The organism is Foliimonas ilicis, from assembly GCF_039939195.1.
Taxonomy (GTDB): Bacteria; Pseudomonadota; Alphaproteobacteria; order Rhizobiales; family Rhizobiaceae; genus Foliimonas; species Foliimonas ilicis.
The window spans coordinates 1-14,066 of the sequence record NZ_JBDUUH010000021.1 but is presented as its reverse complement, the minus strand read 5'-3'; the positions used below and the strand labels follow the sequence as shown (position 1 = coordinate 14,066).

At 59.9% G+C, this 14,066-nt stretch carries 12 protein-coding genes; 6 read left to right on the top strand and 6 right to left on the bottom strand.

Going from position 1 to position 14,066, the window contains the following annotated elements; all coding sequences use genetic code 11:
* Positions 1-65 precede the first annotated feature (65 nt).
* From ABFT80_RS27725 to ABFT80_RS27710, 4 genes are all read left to right on the top strand, one after another.
* Positions 66-899 (top strand): MurR/RpiR family transcriptional regulator, encoded by an 834-nt coding sequence (locus ABFT80_RS27725; protein ID WP_455190022.1) that lies wholly within the window; start codon positions 66-68, stop codon positions 897-899.
* 166 nt (positions 900-1,065) lie between these two features.
* Positions 1,066-2,223 carry an efflux RND transporter periplasmic adaptor subunit gene (locus tag ABFT80_RS27720; RefSeq protein WP_347975177.1) on the top strand — a complete coding sequence of 386 codons (1,158 nt, stop codon included), beginning with the start codon at positions 1,066-1,068 and terminating at the stop codon, positions 2,221-2,223.
* Between the two features lie 2 nt (positions 2,224-2,225).
* Complete coding sequence (locus ABFT80_RS27715; protein ID WP_347975176.1) at positions 2,226-5,360, top strand: efflux RND transporter permease subunit; 3,135 nt, start codon at positions 2,226-2,228, stop codon at positions 5,358-5,360.
* Positions 5,361-5,463: 103 nt separating this feature from the next.
* A complete protein-coding gene (locus ABFT80_RS27710) occupies positions 5,464-5,973 on the top strand; it encodes a MaoC family dehydratase (RefSeq protein WP_455190021.1) in 510 nt (169 codons plus the stop codon).
* Here ABFT80_RS27710 and ABFT80_RS27705 read toward each other — a convergent pair.
* From ABFT80_RS27705 to ABFT80_RS27680, 6 genes are all read right to left on the bottom strand, one after another.
* On the bottom strand, positions 5,966-6,664 hold the full coding sequence (locus tag ABFT80_RS27705; protein ID WP_347975175.1) for an HAD family hydrolase: 699 nt from the start codon (positions 6,662-6,664) through the stop codon (positions 5,966-5,968). The genes ABFT80_RS27710 and ABFT80_RS27705 overlap by 8 nt on opposite strands.
* A 159-nt stretch (positions 6,665-6,823) precedes the next feature.
* A complete protein-coding gene (locus ABFT80_RS27700; RefSeq protein ID WP_347975174.1) occupies positions 6,824-7,372 on the bottom strand; it encodes a sarcosine oxidase subunit gamma in 549 nt (182 codons plus the stop codon).
* Positions 7,365-10,352, bottom strand: coding sequence for a sarcosine oxidase subunit alpha (locus tag ABFT80_RS27695; protein WP_347975173.1), 2,988 nt, complete (start codon positions 10,350-10,352; stop codon positions 7,365-7,367). Before ABFT80_RS27695 ends, ABFT80_RS27700 begins: the two co-directional genes overlap by 8 nt.
* Complete coding sequence (locus tag ABFT80_RS27690; RefSeq protein WP_347975172.1) at positions 10,352-10,738, bottom strand: sarcosine oxidase subunit delta; 387 nt, start codon at positions 10,736-10,738, stop codon at positions 10,352-10,354. The genes ABFT80_RS27695 and ABFT80_RS27690 overlap by 1 nt, the downstream gene beginning before the upstream one ends.
* A gap of 8 nt (positions 10,739-10,746) precedes the next feature.
* On the bottom strand, positions 10,747-11,163 hold the full coding sequence (locus tag ABFT80_RS27685; RefSeq protein ID WP_347975171.1) for a hypothetical protein: 417 nt from the start codon (positions 11,161-11,163) through the stop codon (positions 10,747-10,749).
* The gene (locus ABFT80_RS27680) at positions 11,163-12,416 is read right to left on the bottom strand and encodes a sarcosine oxidase subunit beta (RefSeq protein ID WP_347975170.1); all 1,254 of its coding nucleotides are present in this window, start codon (positions 12,414-12,416) and stop codon (positions 11,163-11,165) included. The genes ABFT80_RS27685 and ABFT80_RS27680 overlap by 1 nt, the downstream gene beginning before the upstream one ends.
* Positions 12,417-12,762: 346 nt before the next feature.
* On the opposite strand from ABFT80_RS27680, the gene rpsU reads away from it, so the two are divergent.
* Together rpsU and ABFT80_RS27670 are read left to right on the top strand one after the other, a co-directional pair.
* Positions 12,763-13,011 carry a 30S ribosomal protein S21 gene (gene rpsU, locus ABFT80_RS27675; RefSeq protein ID WP_347975169.1) on the top strand — a complete coding sequence of 83 codons (249 nt, stop codon included), beginning with the start codon at positions 12,763-12,765 and terminating at the stop codon, positions 13,009-13,011.
* Between the two features lie 145 nt (positions 13,012-13,156).
* Positions 13,157-14,005 (top strand): tetratricopeptide repeat protein, encoded by an 849-nt coding sequence (locus tag ABFT80_RS27670; protein WP_347975168.1) that lies wholly within the window; start codon positions 13,157-13,159, stop codon positions 14,003-14,005.
* Positions 14,006-14,066 lie beyond the last annotated feature (61 nt).

Below are 14,066 nucleotides of genomic sequence, written 5' to 3'. Positions count from 1 at the left end.
GATTTCATACAGTTTGCTCCGGTTTGTCAAACACGTTTCTCAACAACAATTCGACAACAGACCGAATACCGGGAGGGTTGAAGATGGCGGCCAGCATCGCCGAGCTTATCGTAGAGAAAATCGACACGATGCCCGCTGGCGAAAGGCGCGCCGCACAGACCCTCGTGGCTAATTATCCGCTTATCGGATTGAAGACCGTCGCCGATTTTTCTGCGCAGGCGGGCGTCAGCTCACCGACCATTCTGCGCTTCGTCGCCCGGCTCGGTTTTCACAATTATCCGGAATTTCAATCTGCGTTGCAGGACGAGCTCGCAGCACAATTGCAATCGCCGCTCAACCGCGCCTCATCCAGAACCGGCGAAGCCACGCCCATTCTGGAAGCGACCCTCGACAATATCCGCGAGACGGTCAGCCATCTGAGCCCCAGGCAGATGAGCGACATCGTCGCGCAATTGTCGAACCACCGCTCCAAAATCTTCCTCATCGGCGGGCGTTTCACCGATCCGCTGGCAAGTTACATGGCCGCGCATATGGCAATCATCCGCCCGAACGTCTTTCATCTTACCGGACAGGAGAGCCTGTGGCGTGATCGGCTGATCGACATGGGCAAGAAAGATACGCTCGTGATTTTCGACATCAGGCGTTATCAGGACAGCCTGCTTGGCCTTGCTGAAAAAGCGCATGCGCGCGGCGTGCAGATCGTTCTCGTCACCGATCAGTGGCTTTCGCCCATCGCTCGCTTTGCCAGGCATGTGATTGCGGGCCGCACCGCGGTTCCCTCCGCCTGGGATTCGTCCGCCGCCTTGTTCGTCATGGCCGAGGCGATAATCGGCGAAATGACCCGCGAACTGGAAGCAGTGAGCGCCGGTAGAATACGCGACATGGAAAGCCTGCGCTGAGCGCTTGCCCTATATTACCGATATTTAAGGTGCGCGATTCATCTATCCTTGGCATATAATGCGCGCAATGATTTCCGGTGCGTTGTGCCGGGGACGTGCTTGTTCCCGATTTTTGGAAACGACAGCAACGACGGGCCCTGGGTCCGAGCCACCAAACGGAGTATAGATGGCCGCCTGGAAGCAAATCGTCTTCTCACTCGTCATATTGGTAGTCGCCTTTGCGGCCTTGGTGTTTTTTGTCCCCAGTTCCAAGGACACACTGGCACGTCTCGGCGTGCCCGGCTTCACTGCGACGGCGCAAACCGATGGCGAACAACAGCAGGCAGCGCGCGCTGCAAGCAGAACGCCGGTCGTAACCTCGGACGTTTCAATCGCGACCATCAATGACAGCCTCTCGGCGATCGGCACAGGCAAGGCCGAGAAATCGGTTATCGTGAACCCATATGTTTCGGGCCGTCTCACCGAAATTTCGGTTCAGCCGGGCGAGAGCATCGAACAGGGCGACCTGCTCGGCAAGCTGGATTCCGAGACGGAGGAAATCTCCCTAGACCGCGCAAAACTTGCGCTGGCCGACGCGACCGCGAAACTCGAGCGTACGAGAGCGTTGCGCACGTCGAATACCGCAAGCGGCGTGCAGCTTGCCGATGCGGAAATCGTACTCAGCAACACCCAGCTTGCACTTCGCGATGCGGAGCTGACCTTGCAGCGCCGCAACATCGTCTCGCCGATCTCAGGCATCGTCGGCATCCTGCCTGTCGAAGCCGGCAATTACGTCACCAGCCAGACCGCAATCGCCACGATCGAAGACCGCTCGCTCATCGTCGTAGACTTCTGGGTGCCGGAGCGTTTCGTCGGCATGATGCGTGTCGGCGCGCCCTTGACGGCCTCGCCCATTTCCAACCCCGGCGAAGTGTTCGAAGGCACGGTAAGTGCTGTCGACAACCGTCTGGACGACCAGAGCCGCACGCTTCGTGTCCAGGCGCGCATTCCCAACACCGGCGACAGGCTTCGCGCAGGCATGTCGTTTCAGGTTTCGATGAAATTTCCCGGCGACAAATACCCATCGGTCGACCCTCTGGCGATCCAATGGAGCACGGATGGCGCATTCGTCTGGATGATCCGCGATGGCAAAGCCAAGCGCATGCCGGTGCGCATCGTCCAGCGGAATACCGAAAGCGTCCTGCTGGCGGGCGAACTCAGCAATGGCGATCAGGTCGTGACGGAAGGCATTCACGCTGTTCGCGAAGGCGCGGAAATGCTCATCGCAAACCGTGAGCCATCGGCATCCAATGGTGCAGCTCCCATCGCATCCAGCGGTGGCTGAGCATGGCAGAGGTTCACAACGGCTCCAATGAACATGGCATAACGGCTCTTTTCGTACGCCGCCCCGTCCTCGCCTTCGTCCTCAATGTCCTGATCGCGGTCGCGGGCCTCGCCGCCTTCTTCGGCATCGAGATCCGCGAACTGCCCGATGTCGATCGCCCTGTCGTCACCATCACAGCCGATTATACGGGTGCTGCCGCCGAAACGATCGACCGCGAATTGACGGCCATTCTGGAAGGCGCGGTTTCGCGCGTTTCCGGCGTCAAATCCATTTCATCCAGTTCGTCCTATGGCCGCAGCCGCGTCACCGTCGAGTTCAACGACGGCGTCAATCTCGACGTTGCCGCTTCCGATATGCGCGATGCCGTCAGCCGCGTGCAGAACAATCTGCCCGACGACGCCGATGCACCGCGTATAGTCAAGGCGGACGCTAACGCGGACGCCGTATTGCGTCTCGCCATAACCGCGCCAAACATGAATGTCGAAGACATGACCATCCTCATCGAGGATCAGGTCATAGACACGCTTTCAGCCGTCGAGGGCGTCGCCGACGTTCAGGTCTATGGCGACCGCGAGAAGATTTTCCGCGTCGATATCGACCAGAACAAGCTGGCCAGCCTTGGGTTGACCGTCGCCGATGTGCGAAACGCTCTGGCATCCGTCGCGCTCGACACGCCGTCAGGTTCGCTGACGACGTCGAACCAGGATCTTGTGGTGCGCACCACAGCACCCGTCACCACACCCGCCGATTTCGAGAATATCGTCGTTTCCGGAAGAACAAGATTGCGCGATGTCGCGTCGGTCACTCTGGGTGGCGACATCAATCAGTCTTCGCTGCGATCCGATGGCAAGATCGGCGTCGGCCTGGGCATCATCCGGCAGGCGCAGTCGAACACGCTCGATATTTCGACCGGCGTTCGTGCCGCCGCTGAGCAGATCCAGGCGACACTTCCCGAAGGCATGACGATCAAGGTAACGAGCGACGACGCCACCTTCGTTCAAGGCGCCATCCATGAGGTGGAAATCGCGCTTGGCCTGTCCGTGTCGATCGTCCTGCTCGTCATCTATCTCTTCCTTCTGGATTGGCGCGCGACGCTCATTCCTGGCCTTGCCATGCCCGTGGCGCTCATCGGCACCCTCGCCGCGATCTATCTGGCCGGTTTTTCGATCAACATCCTGACGCTGCTCGCGCTCGTTCTGGCGACAGGTCTGGTGGTCGATGACGCCATCGTCGTTCTGGAAAACATCGTCCGCCGCCGTAATGAAGGCATGGGGCCTCGCGCTGCTGCCGTTCTCGGCACGCAGGAAGTGTTCTTCGCCGTCGTCGCGACAACTGCCACGCTTGCCGCAGTGTTCGTCCCCCTCTCCTTCCTGCCCGGCCAGACCGGCGGCCTGTTTCGCGAGTTCGGCTTCGTGCTGGCAATGGCGGTTCTGCTTTCTTCAGTCGTCGCTCTGTCGCTTTGCCCGATGCTTGCGTCCCGTATGCTTCGCGCAGCCCCCCAAGGCGAGCAAAAGCGCACCGGCCTTGCTGCCAGTGTCGGCCAGCGTCTCGGCCAGTTTTATCGCCGCAGCCTCAGCCGCTGCCTCGACGCTCCGTTCATTGTTCTGCTGGTTTCCGCACTATTCGCCGCCGCCGCTTTCGCAGCCTTCGGCCTGATCCGGCAGGAAATCACACCGACCGAAGATCGTTCCGTCGTGCTGTTCCGCATCAATGCGCCGCAAGGTGTCAGCCTTGATTACACGACCTCGCAAATCCAACGCATCGAATCTTTGATCCAGCCTTTCCGCGATGCAGGAGAAATCCAGAGCACATTCGCCAATGTCGGCACCGGCGGCTCCACCAACAGCGGTTTTCTGGTCATGACGCTGGCGCCATGGGGCGAGCGCGACCGTACGCAGCAGCAGATCTCCGGCGAGATCAGCACCCTCATCGAGCAGAACATTCCCGGCATCCGCGCCTTTGCAATTCAGCCGAACAGCCTCGGCATTCGCGGCGCGGGCAACGGCCTGCAATTTGCTGTCGTCGGCAACAATTATGCGGAGCTTGGCGCTGCTGCGAACCAGATCGTGGCTGAACTGGAAAAAGACCCGCGTTTCCGCCAGCCTCGCCTTTCCAACGATGCAACGCAGCCGCAGCTCTTCGTCGAGATAAACCGCGACCGCGCCTCGGATATGGGCGTCGATATAACCGGCCTCGCCGAAGCCATTCAGGCCATGCTCGACGGACGCGAAGTCGCGGAAGTCTTCATCGACGATCGCAGCTATCCGGTGAAGCTCGTTTCCACGACCAACCCGATCAACGATCCGACCGATCTGGAGAGCATTTTCCTGAAAACCCAGGATGGCCGCTACGTGCCGGTTTCCAGCATCGCGACTTTGACCGAGCGAGCGGTTCCGCCGTCGCTGACCCGCGAGCGGCAATTGCGCTCCGTCTCGATCACCTCGAACCTTCGCGACGACTTCACGCTCGGCGAGGCACTGACGACTGCCGAGCAGATTGCAGCGCCGCTACTGCCCGCCGGATCGCGCATCATTCCGCTGGCCGAAGCCGCCACGCTTGGCGAACAATCCAGCGGCATCGTGCTGGTGTTCGGCTTTGCGATCATCATCATCCTGCTGGTTCTGGCCGCGCAGTTCGAAAGCTTCGTCAGCGCGATCATCATCATGGCGACCGTGCCTTTGGGTCTCGCCTGCGCGGTGTTCGCCATGCTGTTCACCGGCACGACGCTCAATGCCTACAGTCAGATCGGGCTGGTGCTGCTTGTCGGCGTCATGGCCAAGAACGGCATTCTTATCGTGGAATTTGCGAACCAGCTTCGCGACCGGGGCATGGGCGTTCGTGAGTCGATCGAAGAGGCGTCGAACATCCGCCTTCGCCCGGTCATGATGACCATGATCTGCACGATTCTCGGCGGCCTGCCGCTGGTGCTTGCGGTAGGTGCCGGTGCGGAAGCCCGTATCGCGCTTGGCTGGGTCATCGTCGGCGGTCTTGGTCTGGCAACGGTTTCCACCCTGTTCCTCACACCCGTCGCCTATCTTCTGCTTGGCCGTTTCGTCACGCCGAAGGTCGAAGAAGAGGCGCGCCTGAAGCGCGAACTCGAGGAAGCCGCCTATAACAATGTCGAACCGGCCGAGTAGAGTGTCGATATCGGGATGACATTGCTGGCCTGAAACGGTATCAGTGCGGCGCGCGGAGTGACCTTCGCGTGTTATCCATCTCAGTTCAGGGAATGACGCACCGATGCCGAATGAAGCGATGCGCCTAAAGCCTATCACGGTTGAACAATTGCTCACCGGCGTAGGCAAAGAAGCGGGTGTCTCGCCCTGGCGGACGGTTACGCAGCAGATGATCGATCAGTTCGCGGATGCGACCGACGATCACCAGTTCATCCATTGCGATCCTGAGCGCGCTGCGAGCGAAACGCCTTTCGGCGGCACGATCGCGCATGGCTTCCTGACTTTGTCGCTGCTGTCCGCCATGACCTATGAGACGATCCCGCCGCTGGAAACCGGCGACATCGGCATCAATCAGGGCTTTGAGAATTTGAAATTCGTCGCGCCCGTCAAAACGGGATCGCGCATCCGCACGCGTTTCGTGCTTGCCGAAGTCAAGGTTCGCCCGTCCGGCTGGGTGCAGGCCGCCCATGACGTGACCATCGAAATCGAAGATTCGAAGAAACCGGCGCTGACAGCACGCTGGCTGACGCTGACCAAGATCGATCCGGAAACGATCCCTTCCGGAGCTACCTGATTTCGTCCAGCACTTTCGCCAGATGCCCCAGATGCTCGATCTGGCGAAAGCGCGGCGCCTGCACCGGCGCTTCGACATGCTCCAGAACCCATGTCAGATCATGCGGCACATAGATGCCCCAACCGCCCGCCTCAATGACCGGCACGACATCGGATTTCAGCGAATTGCCGATCATCATGCTTTTCTCCGGCCCATCGCCATGCCGCTCGAAAATACGCCGATAGGTTTCGCGATCCTTGCCGCTGACGATCTCCACCGCCTCGAAGAAATCACCAAGGCCTGACTGCGCCAGCTTGCGCTCCTGATCGAACAGATCGCCCTTCGTAATGAGCACCAGCCGATATTTTCCGGCAAGCGCTTCCAGCGTTTCCTGCACATGCGGCAACGTCTCGATCGGATGCGCCAGCATTTCGCGCCCTGCCGCGACTATCTCGGCAATCACCGAAGAAGGCACATTGCCATTGGTGATCTCCAGCGCCGTCTCGATCATTGAGAGCGTAAAGCCCTTGATCCCGAAACCGTAGATCGCAAGGTTCTTCCGCTCTGCTTCGAGCAGCTTTTCCAAAATCACCGGCTGTTCGGCATGGTCGGCAAGAAGCGCGGCAAACCGCTTTTCGGTCAACCGGAAGAACTGCTCGTTCTGCCAGAGCGTATCATCTGCGTCGAAGCCGATCGTCGTCAGCGAAGTCATAAGAGCCCTTTGATAATTCGCCCTGCCGAGTCATATAGCGTGGTTTTCGGGGTCGCCCTTGCGACGAGCGGAGCGTACATTTGGTACGTGAGCACCGGAAGCGCAGAAAACTGCGCTAGATGTCCGGCAGGGTAGAATTTGCAAACGGGTTCTTAGCAATCAGGCCGCAGCGTCCCGGCCCGCCTCTGCGAGAAATTCGAACACGTAATCCGAAAAAGACCGCCAGCATTCAACCCTGAAACTGTCTTCTCCCGTTCGCAACAGAACGATTTCCGATTTGCCGAGGATTGTGCGCGAGCACGCGCCGACCGGAAAAACGCTGAGCGACAGATCCTGCGGGCAACCCGCATTGATGACATTTGCCGCCCCTTTGCCGGTTACGGAGATTGCGACGTTGCGATGCGAAACGCCCACTGCCGAATGTAGCGCCTTGACGGATGCGCAATCGGCAAGCGGGTCCTTGCCAGCATCATCGATCACCAGCCACTCATCCGGCCCGAGCCAAAGTGCCGTGCGCGCGCCTTTCGTAGCCGAGGTCTTGGCCGCTTTCGGCAAGGTCACGCCCAGCGCCTTCGACAGCGCGGCAAGCGATGCAGCGGGCGCGCGCAGCGAAATGCGCTCGGCTGGCGGCAGAACCGTCAGCTTGGCCGCCAGATGAGAAACATCGCGTCCAGCGAGCGCAATTATTCTTGCAGCAGTTTTAGCCATTCAACCGCTCTCCCTTTTCGTCGAAGAACACCGTTCCTGTCACTTCCACTTCAATGACGCTATCAGGCATCGGAACGTAAAGCGTTTCGCCCATTCGCTCCCGACCGTCGATCAGCACGGCCAGCGCGATGGAATGCCCGCAATTTTCCGACCAGTAGCTGGATGTGACATGCCCGATCATCGTCATCGGAATTGCCTGCTTGGGGTCGGCCACGATCTGCGCGCCCTCTTCCAGAACGATTTTCGAGTCCTTGGTCCTCAGACCAACAAGCTGCTTGCGTCCTTTTGCGAGCAGATCGGGCCGCGTCAATCCGCGAATGCCGACGAAATCCGTCTTCTTCTTGCCGATAGCCCAGTCAAGCCCCGCATCGTTCGGCGTCACCGTGCCGTCCGTTTCCTGACCGACGATGATGTAGCCCTTTTCGGCGCGCAAAACGTGCATGGCCTCTGTGCCATAGGCACAAGCGCCATGCTTTTGCCCTTCGGCCCAAAGCGCTTCCCACACGGCCTGTCCGTAGTCAGCCGGAACGTTCACTTCGAAACCACGCTCGCCGGTAAACGACATCCGGAAAAGCCGCGTCGGCACGCCGCAAATCTTGCCTTCGCGCACCGACATATGCGGCATGGCCGCATCGGACATATCGATGCCTTCGACCAGCCCCTCGATGATCTCGCGCGACTTCGGCCCCTGCACCGCAATCACCGCCCATTGTTCGGAAATCGAGGTCAACCAGACATTGAGATGCGGAAACTCGGTCTGCAGATAGTCTTCCATGTGGTTCATGACACGCGCGGCACCGCCGGTCGTCGTCGTCACATGAAAGCGGTCAGCGGCCAGCCTGCCGACGACGCCGTCATCATAGATGAAACCGTCCTCGCGCAGCATGATGCCATAGCGGCAACGGCCGGGTTCCAGCTTTTCCCACGGGTTCGTGTAGAGAAGCTCCATGAACTTCGCAGCGTCCGGGCCAACCACTTCGATCTTGCCCAGCGTCGAAGCGTCGAACAGACCTGCCGTCTTGCGCACAGTCGCGCATTCGCGGTCGACGGCGGCATGCAAGTCTTCGCCAGCCTTCGGGAAATACCAGGCGCGCTTCCACTGCCCGACATCTTCGAATTTAGCACCCTGGCGCTCGGCCCAGGGGTGGATCGCCGTCTTGCGCGTCGGGTCGAACAGCCCGCCGCGCGAATGGTTGACGATCGCGCCGAACGTCACCGGCGTATAGGGCGCGCGGAACGTCGTCAGCCCGACTTCGGGAATTTCCTTGCCCAGCGTTTCGGCGGCAATCGCCAGCCCGTGCATGTTGGACGTCTTGCCCTGATCGGTCGCCATGCCATTGGTCGTAAAACGCTTGACGTGCTCGATGGAGCGCATGCCTTCGCGCACGGCCAGCCTGATGTCCTTGGCGGTAACATCGTTCTGGAAATCGACGAATGCCTTGACTGTCGTGTCTGGCCCCGCCCCCGGTCCGGTCCCAAGCATGCCGCGCGACCAGTTTTCAGTCGTTTCCGCGGCGAGCTTGATGGATTTGCTCTTTGCACCGGCGTCTTTGGCAGCTTTTTCGCCTGCCGTAAGCGCCTCGGCGATGCTCTGCGTCAGTCCGTCCGTGCCATTGCACGCGCCGACCGAGACGCAATCCTGCGCATATATCCCCGGCACGAAACGCTTCGTGTCGTGGTTGAAAGCGACCTTGCCGCGCGACTGAGAAAAGAGGTGGACAGACGGCGTCCACCCAGCCGACATCAGCAGCGCATCGATGGGGATCGTCCGCGTAGCACCACCATTTTTCGACTGGATCGTCATCGATGAAACGCGAAGCTTTCCGCCGACGGCAACGACGCCGCGCCCTTCATTGATTTCAATGCCGAGAGCGCGCGCTTCGTCGATTGCGGGTCCGGTCGGATTGTCGCGAAGATCGACGATTGCCGCGATATTCACGCCTGCCTTTTTCAGATCGATTGCAGCCGAATAGGCGGAATCGTTCGCTGTGAAAACACCGACATTGCGACCAACTGCGACGCCATAATGATTGAGATAGGCACGCGCTGCCGAGGCCAGCATGACGCCGGGGCGGTCATTGTCGGCAAACACCATGTGGCGCTCGATGGCCCCGGTTGCGATGATGACGCGCTTGGCGCGAACCTGCCAAAGCCGCTCGCGCGGCAATTCCGCGCCGGGGTTAGGCAAATGCTCGCTGACGCGTTCGACCAGCCCGACGAAATTCTGCGCGTAATAGCCGAAGGCCGTCGTGCGCGGCAGCACGCGCACATTGTCCATCGCAGACAATTTCGCGATGGTCGAATGCGCCCAGCTCCAGCCATCCGAGCCATCGATCGTCGCGCCGCTTTCAAATTTCAGCGCGCCGCCGAAATCGGCCTGCTCGTCGCAGATTATGACCCGCGCACCGCTTTCAGCGGCAGCCAAGGCGGCAGCAATACCGGAAGCGCCGCCGCCGAGCACCAGCACGTCGCAATGCGCGAAGCGCGAGGAATAATGGTCTGGATCGGCCTTATCGGGTGCTACGCCAAGTCCAGCCGCCGAGCGGATATTCGGCTCGTAGAATTTCGTCCAGGCGCTCTTCGGCCACATGAAGGTCTTGTAGTAGAATCCCGCCGAGAACATGGGCGACGCAATATCGTTGACCGCACCGACATCGAAGGCCAGCGACGGCCAGCGGTTCTGAGATTGCGCAGTCAGCCCGTCATAAAGCTCCTGCACGGTTGCGCGGACATTCGGCGTTTTACGCGCCGCGTCGCGTTCGATTGAAACCAGCGCGTTCGGCTCTTCGGCACCCGCCGAAAGAATGCCGCGCGGGCGGTGATATTTGAATGAGCGCCCGACGAGATGAACGCCATTGGCCAGCAAGGCGGAAGCCAGCGTGTCGCCCTCGACACCACTGTAGCTCTGACCATCGAAGCTGAAACGCGCAGTTCTGGCGGCAAGACGCCCCGCCCCGGCAATACGATAGGTTGCGGCCATCAAGCGTCTCCCTTCTTCACAGCAGCGCGCTTCGCAGGCTTTTTTGCATTGAGCTGGTCAGGTGGTCGATTTGCGTAGGCCGCCGGCCCGCTGTCATTGGCTGCCACGACGATCTCCGGCTTCGGCTCGCCTGCCTTGTAGGTGACGTGGAACTTGTCCGTCACAGTGTCGCGCGCCGCATTGAAGAAGCGTCCGCAACCATGAATGTGCCGCCAGCGTTCGTAGATCAGCCCTTTCGGGTTCGACCGGATGAAGAAGAAGCCTTCGAAATCCTCGTCGCTTTGCTCCGAGATGCTGCTGGAGCGCACGACATGCGCCTCTCCGGCATTTCGGAATTCGAGTTCCGGGCGTTCTTCTTCGCAATAAGGGCAACGGATGAGCAGCATGATAAAACCTATAATTCGCTGTTGCCTAGGGATGCGCCCGGCGGCTGGTCGCAAAGACGTCGCCCGAGCACCGAGAACGGCCCCATTCGACGGATGAGCGCTTCCACCGTGTCGGTCGGCTTGAGAAGATCGCGGCTGGCAATATTCATCAACGTCACTTCCAATGGATTGACCGAGACGAAGACCTGTCGAGGCTCGAAATCGTCGCCGGCCTTGTCGTTGCTCTCGATGAACATGACGAACTTGTCGCCATTGCTCCAGACGCAGGCGAGATAGCCTTCCTCGACCGAGAATGGCCATTCCTGCTCGCTGCCTACGCGGCTGATTTTCTGGAGACGCACATCCTCTGCTTCAGGGAAATGGAGCAAATCCTTTTCCCCTGCGAGAACGAGCGGCGCCATGACCGCAAGGGCGGCAGCCATCATCAATGCGCAACCGCCGCTGCCGCAGCCTCATCGATCAGGCGGCCCGTACGGAACCGCTCGATGGTGAAAGGCGCGTTGATCGGATGCGGATTGTCGTTGGCGATGGTGTGCGCGAAGACATGGCCGGAGCCCGGCGTCGCCTTGAAGCCGCCCGTTCCCCAACCGCAATTCACGTAAAGGCCCGGCACCGGCGTCTTGGCGAGAATCGGCGAACGGTCCGGTGTGACATCGACGATGCCGCCCCAGCTTCGCAGCATCTTCATGCGCGTGAACATCGGGAACATTTCGCAAATCGCGTCGAGCGTGTGATTGAGAATGTGCAATCCGCCGGTCTGCGAATAGGAAATATACTGGTCGGTGCCTGCACCGATGACCAGCTCGCCCTTGTCCGACTGCGAGATATAGGCATGCACCGTGTTCGACATGACCACGCATGGGAACACCGGCTTGACCGGCTCGGAAACCAGCGCCTGAAGCGGATAGGATTCGAGCGGCATGCGTACGCCTGCCATGTTCATCAGCACCGACGTATGCCCTGCCGCGACCACGCCGACCTTCTTCGCACCGATGAAGCCGCGCGACGTGTCGACGCCCGTCACATGACCATTGGCCGAGCGGCGAATGCCGGTGACTTCACAATTTTCAATGATATGGACGCCCCGGTCGGATGCTGCCCGCGCATAACCCCATGCCACCGCATCATGACGCGCCGTGCCGCCACGGCGCTGAAGGGCGGCTCCAACGACCGGATAGCGCGCATCTTGCGAGATATTGAGCGGCGGGCAGAATTCCTTCGCCTGTTCAGGCGTCAGCCATTCATTGTCGATGCCGTTCAGCCGGTTCGCATGGATGTGCCGTTTGAAAACCTGCGTGTCGTGAATGTTGTGCGCCAGCATCATGACGCCGCGCGCCGAATACATGACGTTGTAGTTCAAATCCTGGCTCAAGCCGTCCCAGAGCTTCACAGCGTGATCGTAAATCCCCGCGCTCTCGTCATAGAGGTAGTTCGAGCGGATGATGGTCGTGTTTCGGCCAGTATTTCCACCGCCGAGCCAGCCTTTTTCGAGCACCGCGACATTGGTGATGCCGTGAACCTTGGCGAGATAATAGGCCGTCGCCAGCCCATGGCCGCCTGCGCCGATGATGATCACATCATACTCAGCGCGCGGTTCGGGCGAAGGCCACTGCTCGGGCCACCCCTTGTGGCCGCGCATCGCCTCGCGCGCTATCGCAAAAACCGAATATTTCCGCATGGGCAAAGCCTCGCAATGTCGAGTCTGGGGTCGAGTCTGGGTCGTCTCTTTTCAGAGGCAGAGCTGTATCACTAGCGAAAAGCCGGGGCCAGCTTTGCGCTGTTTGCGACGGCCATTGCCGTTTTGCGCCAGCAACCGATTCGTCTTTGGCAGGTCGCGTTGCAAAAGCGCCTCAATCAGCATTTATGGAGATTGTCGGGCAAGACTTGCACAGTTCTCGCGAGTCACCCCTCGACATATCATCCTGATTCTGCTATCAGGCCCGCAATTCGCGGTGCCAAGCCGCTGCGGAAGCAAGAGCCATTCGCTCCGCTTTTTGATTTGAACCATAAAGACAGGATTGCCCGTGCAGGTACTCGTCCGCGATAACAATGTTGATCAGGCGCTTCGCGCGCTCAAGAAAAAGATGCAGCGCGAAGGTATCTTCCGCGAAATGAAGATGCGCGGCCACTATGAAAAGCCGTCCGAAAAGCGCGCCCGTGAAAAGGCTGAAGCTGTTCGCCGCGCCCGCAAGCTTGCCCGCAAGCGCGCACAGCGCGAAGGCCTGCTGCCAAGCACGCCGCGTCCGGCAGTTGCCGCTCGTCCGGCTCGTTGATAGCGTCAAGTTTTCGTCCTTTTCGAAGGATATCAGGGGTGGGGCGACAAACTGTCGCCGCCACCTTTTTTATTGAGCCGCGTTTCCGCAAGCGGTGAGTTGGCGACTGTCTCCAACTCCCGGTAGCGTGAGGGGAAGAGCATCGATGCAAATATCCGTTTTCGAAAACCGGCCCTCGCGACGCAGCGGCGTTGCATTTCTAGCGCTGGCGGCGGCCCTCGGCCTCTCAGCCTGCCAGAGCGCCTCGCCCGTAAGCGACCTTGCCTCCATCGATGCGGCGCAAGGCTCTAGCGAGAATATCTCGTCGCTCAGCTCCGTTATTCAGCGCAACCAGAACGATCCCGAATCCTACAATGTTCGTGGTTCCGCCTATGGCCGTTCGGGCAAATATCGCGAGGCGCTGAAGGATTTCGACACGGCAATCCAGCTCAAGCCTGACTTCTATCAGGCCTATGCCAACCGCGCGCTGATCCGCCGCTATATGGGCGACAACCAGAACGCCCTGGCGGACTACAATCGCGCCATCCAGATCAATGGCAGCTATGACGCCGCCTACATCGGACGCGGCGACGTCTATCGTCGCGCTGGCCGCACGCAGGACGCATTCGCCGACTTCCAGAAGGCGATCCAGCTCGATACGACCGATGCGCGCGCCTACCATAATCGCGGCCTGATCTATCAAAGCCAGGGCCAGCACGCCTTCGCGATCGAAGACTTCTCGACCGCCATCTCGCTGGCACCCGATGCTGCCGCACCTTACAATGGTCGCGGCCTCTCCTACATCGCGACAAACGATGAAGACAACGCATTCGCCGACTTCAACATGGCCATCAAGCTCGACGACAAGATCGCCGAAAGCTGGGCCAATCAGGCGCTGATCTACGAGCGCCGCGGCGACAAACCCCGCGCCTCGAAATCCTACGCCCGTGCCACCCAACTTGATCCAAACTACAAGCCCGCCGTCGAAGGCCTAGGCCGCGTCCGCGCTGGTTGATATTTAACGTCTGAGTTTTCGTTGGTTTAGAGCGATTCTTTTTTTAAATAGAACCGCAGGC